This window comes from Paenibacillus sedimenti, from assembly GCF_014534655.1.
In the GTDB taxonomy this organism is placed as follows: Bacteria; Bacillota; Bacilli; order Paenibacillales; family NBRC-103111; genus Paenibacillus_E; species Paenibacillus_E sedimenti.
Window position 1 is genome coordinate 196335 of sequence record NZ_JACVVD010000008.1, and the last position, 15400, is coordinate 211734.

Annotated in this window: 15 protein-coding genes; 12 read left to right on the top strand and 3 right to left on the bottom strand. The window is 49.8% G+C overall.

Features of this window, described 5'->3' with window-relative positions; translation table 11 throughout:
- Positions 1–5 precede the first annotated feature (5 nt).
- From ICC18_RS21735 to ICC18_RS21750, 4 genes are all read left to right on the top strand, one after another.
- Positions 6–1667, top strand: coding sequence for a glycoside hydrolase family 3 protein (locus ICC18_RS21735; protein WP_188176550.1), 1662 nt, complete (start codon positions 6–8; stop codon positions 1665–1667).
- 279 nt (positions 1668–1946) lie between these two features.
- Complete coding sequence (gene nfsA, locus ICC18_RS21740; RefSeq protein ID WP_188176551.1) at positions 1947–2675, top strand: oxygen-insensitive NADPH nitroreductase; 729 nt, start codon at positions 1947–1949, stop codon at positions 2673–2675.
- 117 nt (positions 2676–2792) lie between these two features.
- Positions 2793–3071, top strand: coding sequence for a hypothetical protein (locus tag ICC18_RS21745; RefSeq protein WP_188176552.1), 279 nt, complete (start codon positions 2793–2795; stop codon positions 3069–3071).
- Positions 3072–3400: 329 nt separating this feature from the next.
- A complete protein-coding gene (locus tag ICC18_RS21750; RefSeq protein WP_188176553.1) occupies positions 3401–4729 on the top strand; it encodes a DRTGG domain-containing protein in 1329 nt (442 codons plus the stop codon).
- Here ICC18_RS21750 and ICC18_RS21755 read toward each other — a convergent pair.
- The 3 genes from ICC18_RS21755 to ICC18_RS21765 form a co-directional block, all read right to left on the bottom strand.
- A complete protein-coding gene (locus ICC18_RS21755; RefSeq protein WP_188176554.1) occupies positions 4726–5019 on the bottom strand; it encodes a YtpI family protein in 294 nt (97 codons plus the stop codon). The genes ICC18_RS21750 and ICC18_RS21755 overlap by 4 nt on opposite strands.
- A 155-nt stretch (positions 5020–5174) precedes the next feature.
- Positions 5175–5666, bottom strand: coding sequence for a sporulation membrane protein YtrI (locus ICC18_RS21760; RefSeq protein WP_188176555.1), 492 nt, complete (start codon positions 5664–5666; stop codon positions 5175–5177).
- Entirely contained in the window at positions 5663–5995 is a 333-nt protein-coding gene (locus ICC18_RS21765) for a YtrH family sporulation protein (RefSeq protein ID WP_188176556.1), read from the bottom strand. The genes ICC18_RS21760 and ICC18_RS21765 overlap by 4 nt, the downstream gene beginning before the upstream one ends.
- Before the next feature lie 306 nt (positions 5996–6301).
- Here ICC18_RS21765 and ICC18_RS21770 point away from each other — a divergent pair, with 306 nt between their 5' ends.
- The 8 genes from ICC18_RS21770 to ICC18_RS21805 all read left to right on the top strand — a co-directional run bounded on the left by ICC18_RS21770 (position 6302) and on the right by ICC18_RS21805 (position 15395).
- Positions 6302–9910, top strand: a complete 3609-nt coding sequence (locus tag ICC18_RS21770) for a DNA polymerase III subunit alpha (RefSeq protein ID WP_188176557.1) — start codon at positions 6302–6304, stop codon at positions 9908–9910.
- 71 nt (positions 9911–9981) lie between these two features.
- Positions 9982–10482 (top strand): phosphatidylglycerophosphatase A family protein, encoded by a 501-nt coding sequence (locus ICC18_RS21775; protein WP_188176558.1) that lies wholly within the window; start codon positions 9982–9984, stop codon positions 10480–10482.
- 153 nt (positions 10483–10635) lie between these two features.
- On the top strand, positions 10636–10824 hold the full coding sequence (locus ICC18_RS21780) for a glutamate decarboxylase (RefSeq protein ID WP_188176559.1): 189 nt from the start codon (positions 10636–10638) through the stop codon (positions 10822–10824).
- Positions 10825–10890: 66 nt separating this feature from the next.
- On the top strand, positions 10891–11757 hold the full coding sequence (accD, locus tag ICC18_RS21785; protein WP_188176560.1) for an acetyl-CoA carboxylase, carboxyltransferase subunit beta: 867 nt from the start codon (positions 10891–10893) through the stop codon (positions 11755–11757).
- Entirely contained in the window at positions 11747–12721 is a 975-nt protein-coding gene (locus ICC18_RS21790; RefSeq protein ID WP_188176561.1) for an acetyl-CoA carboxylase carboxyltransferase subunit alpha, read from the top strand. Before accD ends, ICC18_RS21790 begins: the two co-directional genes overlap by 11 nt.
- On the top strand, positions 12714–14468 hold the full coding sequence (gene pyk / locus ICC18_RS21795) for a pyruvate kinase (RefSeq protein WP_188176562.1): 1755 nt from the start codon (positions 12714–12716) through the stop codon (positions 14466–14468). The genes ICC18_RS21790 and pyk overlap by 8 nt, the downstream gene beginning before the upstream one ends.
- Before the next feature lie 74 nt (positions 14469–14542).
- The gene (locus ICC18_RS21800; RefSeq protein WP_188176563.1) at positions 14543–14995 is read left to right on the top strand and encodes an acyl-CoA thioesterase; all 453 of its coding nucleotides are present in this window, start codon (positions 14543–14545) and stop codon (positions 14993–14995) included.
- Between the two features lie 4 nt (positions 14996–14999).
- A complete protein-coding gene (locus tag ICC18_RS21805) occupies positions 15000–15395 on the top strand; it encodes an FxsA family protein (RefSeq protein ID WP_188176564.1) in 396 nt (131 codons plus the stop codon).
- Positions 15396–15400: the final 5 nt, after the last annotated feature.

Below are 15400 nucleotides of genomic sequence, written 5' to 3' on the forward strand. Positions count from 1 at the left end.
AACGCATGATAAACCTGAAAGCCAAACCGTTTAATCTGAATGACGAAGCGGTTCAGTGGGTCAACGAAACTTTACAGGGACTATCCTTGGAAGAGAAAGCGGGCCAACTGTTTATTACCGTAGATCTTCCGTTTGATACCGGGGCAAAACCGGATTTGCTCGGTATCCGCCCAGGGGGAGTCCATGTGTTTGGATTTTCCCCTCATGCCAATAAGCAGCATCAGGCGGCTTTGATTCGTGACTTGCAAAAGCGCAGTAAAGTACCGCTGCTCGTTTCCGGCGATTTGGAGAATGGGGGACAAGGCGGGGCGAATGATGGAACTAATCTTGCCTCGAACATGCAGCTGGCTGCAGCGAATGATGCTAACCTCGCAGCAGCGTTTGGAGCCGCAATCGAAGCGGAGGGATATGCCATGGGCTTCAATTGGGTGTATGGTCCGGTCGTGGACATCAATTACAACTGCCAGAATCCGATCGTCAACATCCGCGCATTCGGCGATACGCCGGATGTCGTTGAACGGACGGCATTGCCGGTCATGGAAGCCATTCAGAAGAACAACCGGATGGCGGCTTGTGTGAAGCATTGGCCTGGCGACGGAATGGATGACAGGGATCAGCACAAGGTGCTGACGATCAATACGTTATCAATGAAAGAGTGGCGCGAGACCTACGGGCGCGTATATAAATCTGCGTTCGAGAACGGGGTCAAAACCGTTATGAGCGCTCACATCGCACTGCCAAGCTATTATGAAGAACTGGGAATTACAGACGTAAGAACTAAGCATACGCCGGGTTCCTTATCACATGAATTGAACACGAAGCTTCTGCGGGAAGAGCTCGGGTTTAACGGGCTAATCGTATCCGATGCCACATCGATGATCGGCATGACGAGCTTTGGACGGCGTAAAGATATCATTCCGCAATGCATTGCGTCGGGCGTAGACATGTTCCTGTTTACGAATGATATGCATGATGATTTTCAGGCTATGCTTCAGGGCGTTCATGACGGTGTGCTTACGGAGGAGCGGCTAGATGAAGCGGTCACCAGAATATTGGCGCTGAAAGCGTCGCTCGGTCTGCACCTGACCCAAGAGGAAGAGAGGGAGCTTGATGCGGTAGGCTCTGCCGCCCATTTGCAGCTGGCCGAGGACATTGCCGTCAAATCGGTAACGCTGGTCAAGGATACCCAGGGCCTGCTCCCTCTAACGCCGGAAAAGCAAAAACGGATTTTACTTTTAGCCGCTTCGGATGAGGCGTCCTTCTTTGCCGATAAGGCCGCAACTGGCGACGAATTTGCCCGAATACTGAGCGAGGAAGGCTTCAACGTGCTCCGGGAATATGAGGTTAAGGAAGAGAATAATGAAATCGATGCCGTTGTCTTTCTTGTCCAGAAATCGCCTGGCTTCATGCAAAACTCGATGCGCCTTTCTCCACATGAAACAGGAGGTATTTTCAAATGGTACCCTATACAGGTACCGACCGTGTTTATCTCGCTGGGAAATCCGTATACGCTCTATGAGCTCCCGTCTATGCCAACAATGATTAACGCATATAACGCTACTTTAGCGGTACAAAAGGCGATTGTTCATTGTCTGGTTGGCAAGCAGCCGTTTCGCGGAGAATCCCCGGTGGACGCTTTCTGCGGCCTTGAGTGGGCTAGACTGTGAGAAGATAAGACGTACTTTAAGCCCGAATTCGAGCTTTTCTTGACTGATCTCTAAAGGCTCTTTCCCGCCTGCATTCAGCGGTTTCGGAGAATCACAACCATATCGAATTCTTGTTACGATTATGGAATCAGCCAGCTGCGCGATCAAGTGCCTATTGATTGAAAAGGACCGCTGGGTCTTGTGGTTTTGTGAAAATAAATAAAAAAGTCGTATACTAGAGTTTGTCTACCATACATGTGGAGACTTCCTTTATTTTATGAAAAGAAAGGTTGTTAAAACATGAACGAAATCATTGCTTTATTGCAAAATCATCGCTCAATTCGCAAATTTACGGGCGATCCAGTCAGTGAAGCGCAGTTGAGCGCGATCCTGGCGGCTGCGCAAGCTGCGTCTACCTCCAGTAATATGCAGGCATACAGCGTCATCGGGGTCACCGATGCTGAACTGAAGAAGCAGTTGGCCGTACTTGCAGGTAATCAGGCCTACGTCAGCGAGTGTCCGCTGTTCCTCGTGTGGTGCGCAGACCTGCACCGTTACGAGAAGGCTGTCCGCCTTCATGCGGACACTCCGGTTACCGGCAACGCTGAGAACTTCATCGTTGCCACGGTTGATGCTGCATTAGCTGCGCAAAATGCAGCCGTAGCTGCCGAGTCGCTCGGCCTCGGCGTCGTCTATATCGGCGGGCTGCGCAACAATCCCGCCGAAGTATCCCGGCTGCTCGGCTTGCCGCAGCTGGTGTATCCGGTCTTCGGCATGTGCATCGGCATGCCGGACCAGGAGCCGCTGCACCGCCCGCGGCTCCCGCGTGAAGCCGTATACCACGAGAATCGGTATACGGATAATTCTGACGCGATTCTAGCCTACGACGAAACGATTCGCGAGTATATGAAGGAACGTACCCTTGGCAAAGTGGATACGACCTGGTCCAAAGAGATGGCGGCCAAGGCGCTGCGCCCGCGCGAACACATGAAATCGTTCCTTCGTATGCAAGGATTCGAGATCGATTGATAGATATAGCCGGTACAGCTCCTTTTTCGGCTCATAAAACGAGAACTTGTCTCATACAATGGAGTAAGCAAGAGACAGGATGACGAAACTTGTTAGAGCGAAAGGAGTGCAGCTATTTTGAAAGGCTTCAGGAATGTCGTTTTTATGAGCTTGGCGCTAGGTATGTTATTCTACTCGGTACCTCAATTAGAATTCACAGATGGCTTGACGTTGCCGATGATCTTTAGTGTGGTTTGGATCGCTATGGCGCTTTTAGTCATTGCTGCGCATCTTCACCATATTCTTGGTGTAGATGAGGAAAAACGCAAAGAGCTTACGCGGATCAATCGGATGAAAAAATGGCAAATGGAGCAAACGCTCCAGGGCCGCCGGAAATTACTTCAATTTCGTAAATAAGCGTATAATCCCAGCAAACTGCCAAGTAATTGGCAGTTTTTCTACATTTGCGTCCCCAGTACACTAATATAGAACCGTGTGACTCTAATAACGACCATTGTTCTTAATGCCACGTAATGCCCATCGATTCCAAACGAAGTTAAACTTTGTATGCACTTTATCTGGGAACGTATGTATGCTATAATCGATTAGGAACACATGTTTGCATGAATCCGATCCATCTGGATTGGATTTTTTCGTTACCAGGAGCTCTCATTGTTCTTGCCCCATAAAATGAATTATACTTATAATACAGATTAGTACAGAATGAATCGAATGGGGTGTAACAGATGGACACACAGGCCATGGATGCATTAACGAAGCACGAACAAATTTTACGTCATATTGAGAGTTTGAAGTTGGGCAGCCGCATTTCTGTGCGGAAAATCGCCAAAAACATGGAAGTAAGCGAAGGAACGGCGTACCGAGCGATCAAAGAGGCGGAGAATCAAGGGCTGGTCAGCACGAAGGAGCGAATCGGTACCGTGCGGGTAGAGAAGAAACTGCGTCAGAACATCGATAAGCTGACGTTTGCCGAAGTGGTGAATATGGTAGATGGCCAAGTGCTAGGCGGTTCTAGAGGTCTCCACAAGACGCTCCATAAATTCGTGATCGGCGCCATGGAACAGGATGCGATGATGCGTTATATCGAAGCGGGCAGCCTGCTCATTGTCGGGAACCGTAACGAAGCGCATTTATGCGCGTTAGAACAAGGTGCGGGCGTTCTTATTACCGGAGGATTCGATACGAGCCCTGAGGTCAAGATCCTTGCAGACCAGCTGGAGCTGCCGATTATTTCGAGCAGCTACGATACGTTTACCGTAGCTTCCATGATCAACAGAGCCATTTATGACCGCTTGATCAAGAAGAAAATCCTGCTGGTTGAAGACATACTGGCATCAGGTGCTTCGCTATTCGCGCTAAAAGCGAACAGTACATTGAAAGACTGGCAGCGCTTGTCAGAGGAGACAGGGCACAGCCGGTTTCCCGTTGTAGACGAGTGGAACCGCATTATCGGTGTCGTCACCTCCAAGGATATGGTAGGCGCCCATTCCATGCAAACGGTGGATAAGCTGATGACTCGCAGCCCGCTTACGGTCACCCCTCAAACCTCGGTTGCCTCTGCAGCTCATACGATGGTTTGGGAAGGCATTGAACTGCTGCCGGTCGTCGATGCAAACCGCAAAATGCTTGGCGTGCTCAATCGCACCGATGTGCTGAAAGCGATGCAGTATATTCAGAAGCAGCCGCAGAACGGCGAGACGTTCGAGGATTTGATCTGGTCCGGTCTCGAAGAGGTGCGGGACGAGCAGGGCTCCCTTCTGTTCCATGGCGTGATTACCCCGCAGATGACGAATCATTTAGGGACCGTTTCCGAAGGCGTTCTCACTACGCTGATGACTCAGGCCGCATATCGCATCGTCCAGGAACACAAGAAAGGCGATCTCGTCATGGATAACATGTCGACTTATTTTGTAAAGCCGCTGCAAATTGATTCAAAAATAGAAATACGACCCACCATCATAGAGGTGAGCCGTAAATTTGGCAAAATCGATGTAGAAATTTATCATGCCGGCGCGTTAGTTTCCAAAGCGATGTTAACGGCGCAAGTGATTTAGCGCAGCATGCGGTCGAAGTGACCATGGTTGCGAATGCCGGCAAACAAATTGAATAAGCCGAGCAGTACGCAGATTGTCCCGAAGATGCGGCGAAAGCTGGATTCGCTAAAGAAGAACAGCTGTGTGACGGCAATGAGAATAAGCATGAGTCCCATGCAAATATTCATGCGAGCCGCGTATAACCCGCGTTTGGCCGTCTCCGTTTCCCGGCGGGAACGGAAGCTGAAATACACGGAAACTGCCAGCGTAATACAAATGAGAACGAATAACAGGATTTGAATCCAAAACATGAGTGGGAACCGTCCTTTTTTATGAAGGTTTATTGTCTACTTTAGCGATTTTAACATCATATTGCAATCCGTCGCTGCCGAAAATACAAACAAAAAAACCTTGCCCGACCGTCTTAGCGGTTCAGAAGGTTCAAGGTCACTTTCGGGGACTTTGTTCAGGTGCGTTTTTCTTCAGCTGTAATCCAAATCGTCAGCTCGGTTTGAATCAGAACGATCGAGCGGACTTCAACGATATATTTTTTATCATGTAAGGTATAGATCCTTTGGGTAATAAGCCTTTCGTACAGAGGTCTGGCATCCCTCACATAAGCGGCTTTCTGGCCGATGACGAGCTTAAGCTCGTTTTTTACATCGCCTTCGATTTCTTTTTGAATATCTTCGCTGATCAGTTCATTTTGATCTTTGGGCAGTAAATAGACGTTAACGACATTGATCAAAGCTTGCTTATTGCGCGTTTTATTTAAATTGTCAATATCCGAACGCAGATCGCGGTTCTCCTCCAAATACTTATGCATCTGCACATAAAGCTGGTTATAGGTATGCTGGTGGATGCTCATATAAACGGCGCTGCCGATGATGGCTCCGGAAAGCAGAAGCCCGCAGCTCGCGAGGAATCGCTGATAACGGGCAAAAGGAGGAACCCTCAAGGCTGATTGCCTCCCTTGCATATCATTTGTATGAGCGAAGTGCCCATCTGGGCGCCGATAAAGGCGACGACAATCAGCACGATCTGTTTAATGGCCGGGTTCAAATGGCCTTCCGCAACGTGGCTCTCAATATAGCGGATAGGGTCGATCGTTCCGCCAACAGCTGCCACCATGGCCCAAATTTTAATGTTTTCGGCGATGGTCAGCATCTTTTCCGTCGGGGATTGGAGGGTCAGCACAGCTGCTATGCCGCTAAGCATACTCCCGCCAAACACGACCCCAAATGCAATGCAAAAATAAACAATGATATTGGCCCAAAAGCTGTACATGTCCATATCGCTTCCCTTCCGGAAATGTCCCAAAGGACAAACTCTTACTTATAAATTCGTGTCTTAAAAGTGCGCTTTCAGAACCGAGAAGGTTGGACGTAATGCGGAGAAGGAGGAACGGAGCGTAGAGATTTGCTACGTGAGTACCGGACTTCCCGTATTCGTTCAAGATTCGATGCCGAATCGTCATCCTGAATAACTCCGTTATCAAAGTGGACTTTTTAGACAACCCCTATTAATGTATGGGACTGGCAGGGTTCATTATGATAAGATAATTAAAAAATGTGAGACAGGAGGAAATGCTGAATGAGTTCGTTTGTCCATCTGCATGTACATAGTGAATATAGCTTATTAGACGGTGCTGCGCGTATGGAGGAGCTGGTTTCGCAAGCGGCTGCTCTCGGCATGACTTCTCTGGCTCTGACGGATCACGGTGTTATGTACGGGGCAATTGCCTTTTATAAAGCATGCAAGCAGCGTGGCATCAAGCCGATTATTGGCTGTGAGGTTTATTATACGGCAGGCTCTATCCGGGAAAAGGGGACGAGGCAGGAACAGCCGATTTATCACCTTATACTGCTTGCCAAGAATCAACAAGGCTATCAAAATCTGATGAAGCTCTGCTCGATCGGTCATTTACAAGGTTTTCACTATAAACCGCGAATTGATTATGAGCATTTGTCGAAGCATGCCGAGGGGCTCATTTGTTTGAGTTCCTGCTTAGGCAGCGAAATTTCTCAGCACTTGCTGCATGACCGGAAAGAAGAAGCGCGCAAAGCGGCCGAACGCTATCGCGATATTTTCGGAGATGATTTCTTTCTCGAAATTCAAGATCATGGCATGATTGAGCAGAAAAAAGTGATGGTCGAGATGATTGAGCTCAGCAAGGCAACCGGAATTCCGCTTATTGCGACGAATGACGTGCATTATGTGCGCGAACCGGATCATGTCGTTCAAGACATTCTTATTTGCATAGGCACCGGCAAAACGGTCGAAGACAAAGACAGGCTGCGAATGGGGACGAGCCAGATGTATTTGAAAAGCGATGAGGAGATGAGACGTTTGTTCGTCCATGTCCCTGAAGCGCTGACCAATACAGCTGTCGTCGCTTCGCGATGCAATCTCGAACTGGAGTTCGGCAAGTCGATCCTTCCTAAATTCCGCCCGATAGCCGAGGACCTGACAGCAGGAGCTTATTTAAAAGAGTTATGCTTACAAGGAATGGAACAGCGGTATGGAGGTAAGCCGGAGTGGCAAGAACTTGATTCTCAGCTGAAAAAGCTAGCGGAGGAACGGCTCTACTACGAACTTGGCGTCATAGAAAAGATGGGGTTCTCGGATTACTTTTTAATCGTGTGGGATTTCATCCGGTTCGCCCATGAAAAGGACATTATGACGGGGCCAGGGCGGGGCTCCTCAGCCGGCAGCCTCGTCGCGTATGTGCTGCGCATTACCAATGTCGATCCGCTGCAATACAAGCTGCTCTTCGAAAGATTCCTTAATCCCGAACGGATTACGATGCCGGATATCGATATCGACTTTAGCGATGAACGACGGGACGAAGTCATTGATTATGTGGTGGCCAAATATGGTCAAGAGCATGTTGCCCAGATTATTACGTTCGGAACGATGGCAGCCAAGGCTGCGGTGCGGGATGTGGGCAGAGTGTTGAACTTGCCTTACGGTGAAGTCGACCGGGCTGCGAAAACGATTCCGAACCAGCTCGGGATGACGCTGTCGGAGGCGCTGCAGGTGAGTCCTGAGCTCAAAACGTTAACCGAGAGACAGCCGAAAACGGCTGAATTGCTGCAAATGGCGATGCGGGTGGAAGGCATGCCCCGTCATGCTTCGACGCATGCGGCCGGGGTCGTCATTTCAAGAGAACCGTTAACGCAGTATGTCCCTTTGCAAGAAGGAACGGCGCAGACGGCTCTTACGCAGTATACGATGGAGCATCTGGAAGCGATCGGTCTTTTGAAAATGGATTTCCTCGGGCTGCGGACGCTTTCGATTATTGAACGGACGCTGAACTGGATCGAACAAATGGAAGGCGTACGCATTGATTTTAACAAGCTGAATATGGATCAGGATCTTCTCACGTACGAAATGCTGAGCAAAGGCGACGCGACAGGCGTCTTTCAAATGGAGGGCAACGGCTTCAAGAAAGTGCTCAAAGACTTGAAGCCTTCCGTTTTTGAAGATATTATTTCGGTTCTGGCGCTGTATCGTCCGGGACCTATGGAATTTATTCCCAAATACATTGCGGGTAAGCACGGTCTGATGGAGGTTGTCTATCCTCATCCTGCGCTTGAACCGATTCTCCGTGATACGTATGGCATTATCGTGTATCAAGAGCAAATTATGCAAATCGCTTCCTCCATGGCGGGCTTCAGTCTGGGTGAAGCGGATCTGTTGCGAAGAGCCGTTTCCAAGAAAAAGCGGGAAGTGCTCGATGAAGAACGCGCGCATTTCGTTGCGGGCAGCTTGAAGCAAGGTTTTGAAGCCGAGGATGCCAATCGTGTCTATGATATGATTGTCCGCTTTGCCGATTATGGCTTCCCTAGAGCGCATGCCACGGCGTATGGGGTACTTGCTTTCCAAACCGCTTACCTCAAGGCGCATTATCCGGTCTATTTCATGGCCTCGATGTTAACGGCCGTTATGGGCAATCACCGAAAAGTAGCCGAGTACGTCGACGAATGCCGGCGGATGAAGATGGCTGTGCTGCCGCCGGACGTGAACGGCAGCGGAACGGTGTTTACGCCGGATCGGCAAGGCGCGATCCGCTTCGGGCTTGCAGCGATCAAAAACGTAGGCACCCATGCGATCGATGCGATTCTGAGCGAGCGCAAGCAGGGGCCGTTTGAGAGCTTGCTTGATTTTTGCAGGCGGGTCGACCTTCGCGTCTGCAACAAGCGGGTCATCGAATCGCTCATACAGGGCGGCGCATTCGATACGCTCGGAGGACATCGCGCGCAGCTGATGGCGATTTTGGACGAGACGATCGCTTCGGCAACGAAATGGCGCAAGGAGCGGGACGATTTGCAGCTTCATTTGTTCGGCTTTGTCGAAGAGCCGAACTGGGAAGTGGAAGTGCCGGATATCCCGCCGATGGCGCAGAGCAGGCAGTTGGAATTCGAGAAGGAACTGCTTGGCATGTATATTTCGGGACATCCGCTTGACGCATACATGGAAGTGCTTGCCGAGCTGGAAGCCGACAAGCTCCATGAGCTTCAGGAGCTGCCGGATAACAGCGAAGTCATTGTAGCGGGGATGATCCTCTCGAACAAGACGATCGTCACGAAGAAAGGCCAGCCCATGGCGTTCATGGAGCTGGAGGATCGCATCGATAAGGTCGAGGTGGTCTTGTTCCCCGAGACCTGGAAGCAAGCGGCTCCGCTCGTGCAGAAAGGGCGGCTTGTCCTCGTCCGGGCGAAGCTGCAGCTTCAGGACGAGGATCCGCCCAAGCTGCTCGCGGAGCAGCTTGCCGCGCTGGACGACCCTGCGGCCGTCCAGCGGATCCGCCGGCAGCCTGGGATGCATAGGCGATCGGTTGACGGAGTCAACGATCGGCCGCATCGCGCGGCTGCCGCAGGCTCACGCGCAGCGGCGCAGCCTGCGCGGACGAGCGCTGCCCGGCCGCAGGCTGCGGGCATCGCGCGTCCTGCACCCGCTGTTGAGCCGAAGGCTCAGCGGGTGTTCGTCAAGATCTCGGCTGATTGCGAGCAGCCGGACAAGCTGCTTCAGCTGAAGGCTCTGCTGAAGCTGCACAAGGGGCCACTCGCTGTTGCGCTCTTCTACGAAAGCAGCGGCAAGCTCTTGGCCCTCAGCGATCAATACCTGGTCGATCCCTCGAAGGAGCTGCTGCGCATGATCGAGACGATCATGGGCAAAGATTCCGTTCGGGTGAAATAATGTCCTCTTCCTCCGCATATAAATAGGAACCCGTATGTATGGGAATTCGGGTTTATATAAGGAGGAAAGTTATGACCGAACAACTGATGATCCAACTGCTGCAAAAGCGCGGCGTTACCATCGAGCAGATCGCTGAAATTGTATTTAAACTGCAAAAGCCCTATAATGATAAACTTACTATAGAAGAATGCGCAGACAGCGTGCTGGCCGTCCTGGCCAAGCGCGAAGTGCAGTATACGCTCTATACGGGCATAGCTCTCGATGAATTGGCTGAGAAAAAGCTCCTCCCCGAGCCGCTTCAGTCGATTCTTGAGGTGGATGAGCCTTTATTCGGCGTAGATGAGACGCTAGCCCTAGGCATTGTTCATGTCTATGGCATGATCGGACTCACCAGCTTTGGATATTTGGACAAAGAGAAGATCGGCATCATCCGGGCTTTGAATGATAATCGGGCTGCCGTGCATGTCTTTCTCGATGATCTTGTCTGCGGGCTTGCAGCTGCGGCCTCCGCGAGAATCGCCCATCAAAACGAAAATGCACCTGATTATAGCTCCAAACTTCGTCTGGACTAGCTTATTCAGGTTGTGCTCTGTTGCGGGAAAAAGAGTAGTTATGATATCATTATTCCATTGTGTGTGCCTATGCCTATATGATGTTTATCAAGTCATCGTTGCCAACTCTCGCACTTTATACAGGTCGTTGCACTTCATAGGAGGTTTTTTTTCATGTGGACGGTGATTTACATAGCTCCTACCGCCAGAATCGCAGAGCGGATTAAACAGAAGCTATCGGAGGAAGGATTTCTCGTGCAGGTTCGAGGTATCAACCTGTCCAAAAACCAGTTCGAAATTCTCGTTCCCGCAGGGGAAGTGGAAGAAGTGCAGGAAGTGCTGAATTCTATTTTACATAGATAGCGGATGTAGAAGTAAGTAACGTGGCTTGTCAGATTATCACGATAAAAGCCAAGTAGAGGTGGAAAAGTGCTAAAGGATCTATTTCAAAAACGAAAATATGCGACCATTCCTTCCGAGCGAACAAAAAGGGAAATTCCCGAGGGTTTAATGAATAAATGTCCGAAATGCGGTACGATTCAGACAAGCAAAGAGCTGGAGAAGAACCTGAAAGTTTGTACAGCCTGCGGCTATCATTATCGATTAAACGCGATGGAACGCATCCAGATGACACTCGACGAAGGTCGGATTTTCGAATACGACAACAACATGATCTCAGAGGATCCTTTACAGTTTCCGGACTATATAGAGAAACTGGATAAAGCCAAAAGCTCTACGAATCTGCAGGATGCCATAATCACCGGTGAAGGTACGATTGGCGGGTATCCGGTTGTTATCGCGGCGATGAGCTTTGACTTCATGGGCGGATCGCTAGGCTCCGTTGTAGGAGAAAGAATAACAAGAGCAGTAGAAATGGCCATTCAGAAGAAGTACCCGATTATTATTTATTCCACTTCGGGTGGAGCCCGCATGCAGGAAAGCATCTTAAGCCTGATGCAAATGGCGAAGACAAGCGCTGCATTGTCCAAGCTTAGCGAGGAAGGCGGATTATTCATTTCGGTTATTACGGATCCGACTTTCGGCGGCGTTTCAGCCAGCTTCGCTATGCTCGGCGATATTATTATCGCTGAACCTGCGGCACCGTTCGGATTCACAGGCCGCCGCGTCATTGAGCAGACAATTAAACAGAAGCTCCCGGACAATTTCCAAACGTCTGAATTCAACCTGGAGCATGGTCAGCTCGATAAAGTCGTGAGCCGCAAAGACATGAGGCCTACGTTAATCAAGCTGCTCGACATGCACGGAGTGAAGGGGGATGTGACTTATGGCGGGTGAGATGCCATTTGAACAGCCATTGGCAGAACTGAAGAGTAAAATTGCTGAGCTTCGCAAATTTGGCGCAGAGAAACAGATTGACTTTTCAGAAGAAATACGCCGATTGGAAGAAAGATACGCCGAGCTTGAGGATGAGCTTTATGCAAATATGTCTTCTGCCGAGAAGATGCAGCTCGCTCGTCATCCGCAAAGGCCGACGACAATTGATTATATTCAATCCATTTTTACTGATTTTATTGAATTTCACGGAGACAGGCTGTATGGGGACGACCTTGCGATCGTTGGCGGACTAGCCAAGTTGAACGGCGTACCGGTCACCGTTGTGGGTCACCAAAAAGGGAAAGATACCAAAGACAATATCGCCCGCAATTTCGGATGTCCGCATCCGGAAGGCTTCCGCAAGGCGCTTCGATTGATGCGTCAAGCAAACAAGTTTAAGCGTCCTATCGTTACGTTCATCGATACTAAAGGCGCATTCCCGGGGAATGCAGCGGAAGAGCGCGGCCAAGGTGAAGCGATTGCCAGAAATTTGCTGGAAATGGCCTCTTTTCGCGTGCCGATCATCTGCATTGTCATTGGTGAAGGCGGGAGCGGCGGCGCACTCGCATTAGGCGTCGGCAATAAGGTGTTAATGTTGGAAAATGCTATCTATTCGGTAATCAGTCCGGAAGGTGCTGCTTCCATTTTATATAAAGATGCTTCCAAAGCTTTGCATGCGGCAGAAGCAATGAAAATTACGGCCGATCATATTATGGATCTTGGCGTGATCGACGGCATTATTCCGGAGCCGAAAGGCGGAGCGCATCGGGATCCATCGGCGCAAGCGGAATTCATTAAAGATGCAATCTGGGAACAACTTCAGCCATTGCTGAGCATGACTGAACAGGAGCTGCTCGAGGGCCGATACCGTAAATTTAGAGACATCGGTAGGTTCACATTTATTCAGGAGGGTAACCATGCGTAAAACGAAAATTGTCTGTACGATTGGACCTGCAAGCGAATCAAAAGAAAATTTAAAAAAGCTTCTTGAAGCTGGAATGAACGTTGCCCGTCTCAACTTCTCCCATGGAGATTTTGAGGAGCACGGCGCACGGATCCGCAACCTTCGCGCAGCATGCGAAGAAACAGGCAAAACAGCAGCGATTTTATTAGACACCAAAGGGCCGGAAATCCGTACCGGCAAATTGAAAGAAGAGCCGATCGAGCTTGTTCAGGACAAGCACATCATCCTCACGACCGAAGAGATTCTTGGCGACGCTGACCGCATCTCGGTTACATACGAGAACCTGCCGCGCGATGTTCAAGTAGGTTCCACGATCCTGATCGATGACGGTCTGATCGGATTAACGGTCGTAGACATTCGCGGTACAGACATCGAATGCCGCATCGTGAACGGCGGAACGATTAAAAGCAAAAAAGGCGTAAACGTACCTGGCGTGAAAATAAGCCTTCCAGGCATCACGGACAAAGACGCCAACGATATCGTATTCGGTATCGAGCAAGGCGTTGACTTTATCGCGGCATCCTTCGTGCGTAAAGCAAGCGACGTTATGGAAATTCGCGAGCTGCTCGAGAGACACAATGCGACTCACATTCAAATCATTAGTAAAATCGAAAACCAGGAGGGCGTCGAGAACTTAGACGAAATTTTGGAAGTATCCGATGGTCTGATGGTTGCCCGTGGAGACCTTGGCGTTGAAATCCCGGCGGAAGATGTGCCAGTCGTTCAAAAGCAAATGATTAAGAAATGTAACATCGTTGGTAAACCGGTTATTACGGCGACGATGATGCTGGATTCTATGCAGCGTAACCCTCGTCCGACTCGCGCAGAAGCAAGTGACGTAGCGAACGCCGTTTTTGACGGTACGGATGCTGTTATGTTGTCCGGTGAAACAGCTGCTGGTAAGTATCCTGTTGAATCCGTACAAACGATGGCTCGCATTGCTGAACGTGCGGAAGCAGCTTTGGAATATAAAGAGATCTTCCTTCGACAAGCGCAAGCGCAGCAAGTTACGGTGACTGAGGCAATCTCGCAAGCTGTTGCGAACTCGGCTCTGGAGCTTGGCGCGAAAGCGATTCTTACTTCAACAGAAAGCGGATATACAGCCAGAATGGTATCCAAATACCGTCCGAAAGCGCCTATCATCGCTGTAACGCCTAACGAGCAAGTTATTCGCCGTCTTTCCCTTGTATGGGGTGTTATTCCGGTTAAAGGCGTTGAAGCGAAAACAACGGACGAGCTGTTCAACCTTGCTGTTGACAGCAGTATCAAAACAGGCATCGTAAGCCTTGGCGACATCGTTGTGATTACGGCAGGCGTACCTGTTGGCCGCTCCGGAACCACGAACCTGATCAAGGTACATCACGTCGGCGAGATGATTGCCAAGGGTACAGGGATCGGTACTCAAACAGCTACCGGTAAAGTTGTGACTGCACGCACTCCTGAAGAAGCGAATGCCAAAATGGTTGACGGTGCGGTTCTTGTTACCATTTCTACTGACAGAGAATACATGCCGGCAGTCCAAAAAGCTTCCGCATTAATTACGGAAGTGGGCGGCATCACTTCTCACGCAGCCGTTGTTGCGTTAAGCCTCGGCATCCCTGTAATTGTAGGTGTAGAACGTGCAACCGACTTAATTCAAGACGGTACGGAAGTATCCATCTACCCGGAGGTCGGCGTGATCTACTCCGGCCAGGCGAAAGTTCTGTAAGGGATTGAAATAACAGCAAGAGTGAAGCGAGATCGTTCTCGGCTTCACTCTTTTTTGTACAGGAGGCATAGAACATGAGCACGCAGACATGGCACCAACATCAACTTCGCGTACGTTATGAAGAAACCGATCAAATGGGGGTCGTGTATCATGCCAATTATTTGACTTGGTTTGAGATCGGACGAACCGAGCTTATTAGAGAGCTTGGATACCCTTACCGTAAAATTGAGGAGAAAGGGCTTCTTCTGCCCCTTGTTGAAGCGGATGCCAAGTTCAAGAAACCGGCTCGCTATGACGATCTGGTAAGTATTTACACACGCATATCCGAGTCTAGCAGCATTCGTATAGATTTCGCCTATGAAATCCGCAAAATTACTGAAGTTCATTCGACAGGCGTACATGAACCGGAAGGGGAATTGCTGGTAACCGGTACAACCCGCCACGTCTGGGTGAATCCTTCTTGGAAGCCCGTACGTATAGAAAAGGAAGCGCCGGATTTATGGCAGCTGCTCACAGAGAGGAGATGAGCCCATGTTTCGATTGCTGCTTGCTGTCTTTATCGTTGTGCCTGCGATAGAAATCGCCTTTATGATTACGCTTGGTCATTTCATTGGAGGCTGGACTACTTTTGCGCTGATCGTGCTAAGCGGCTTCCTGGGTGCTTATTTTGCTAAACGCGAAGGGAGCAAGGTGTGGGAGTATGCCCGATATGAATGGTCGCAAGGTCAGTTGCCCGCTAAACACCTGCTGGACGGAATTTGTATTTTCGTAGGCGGCATTTTATTAATAACGCCGGGCTTTGTCACTGACATTCTAGGTTTTTTACTTGTGTTTCCATTTACGCGTCCGATCTTCAAAGTACTGTTCCTGTCTTTGATCCAGAAGCAAATAGGCAAGGGTCGAATTAACTTTTTCTTCCGTAAATAATACCC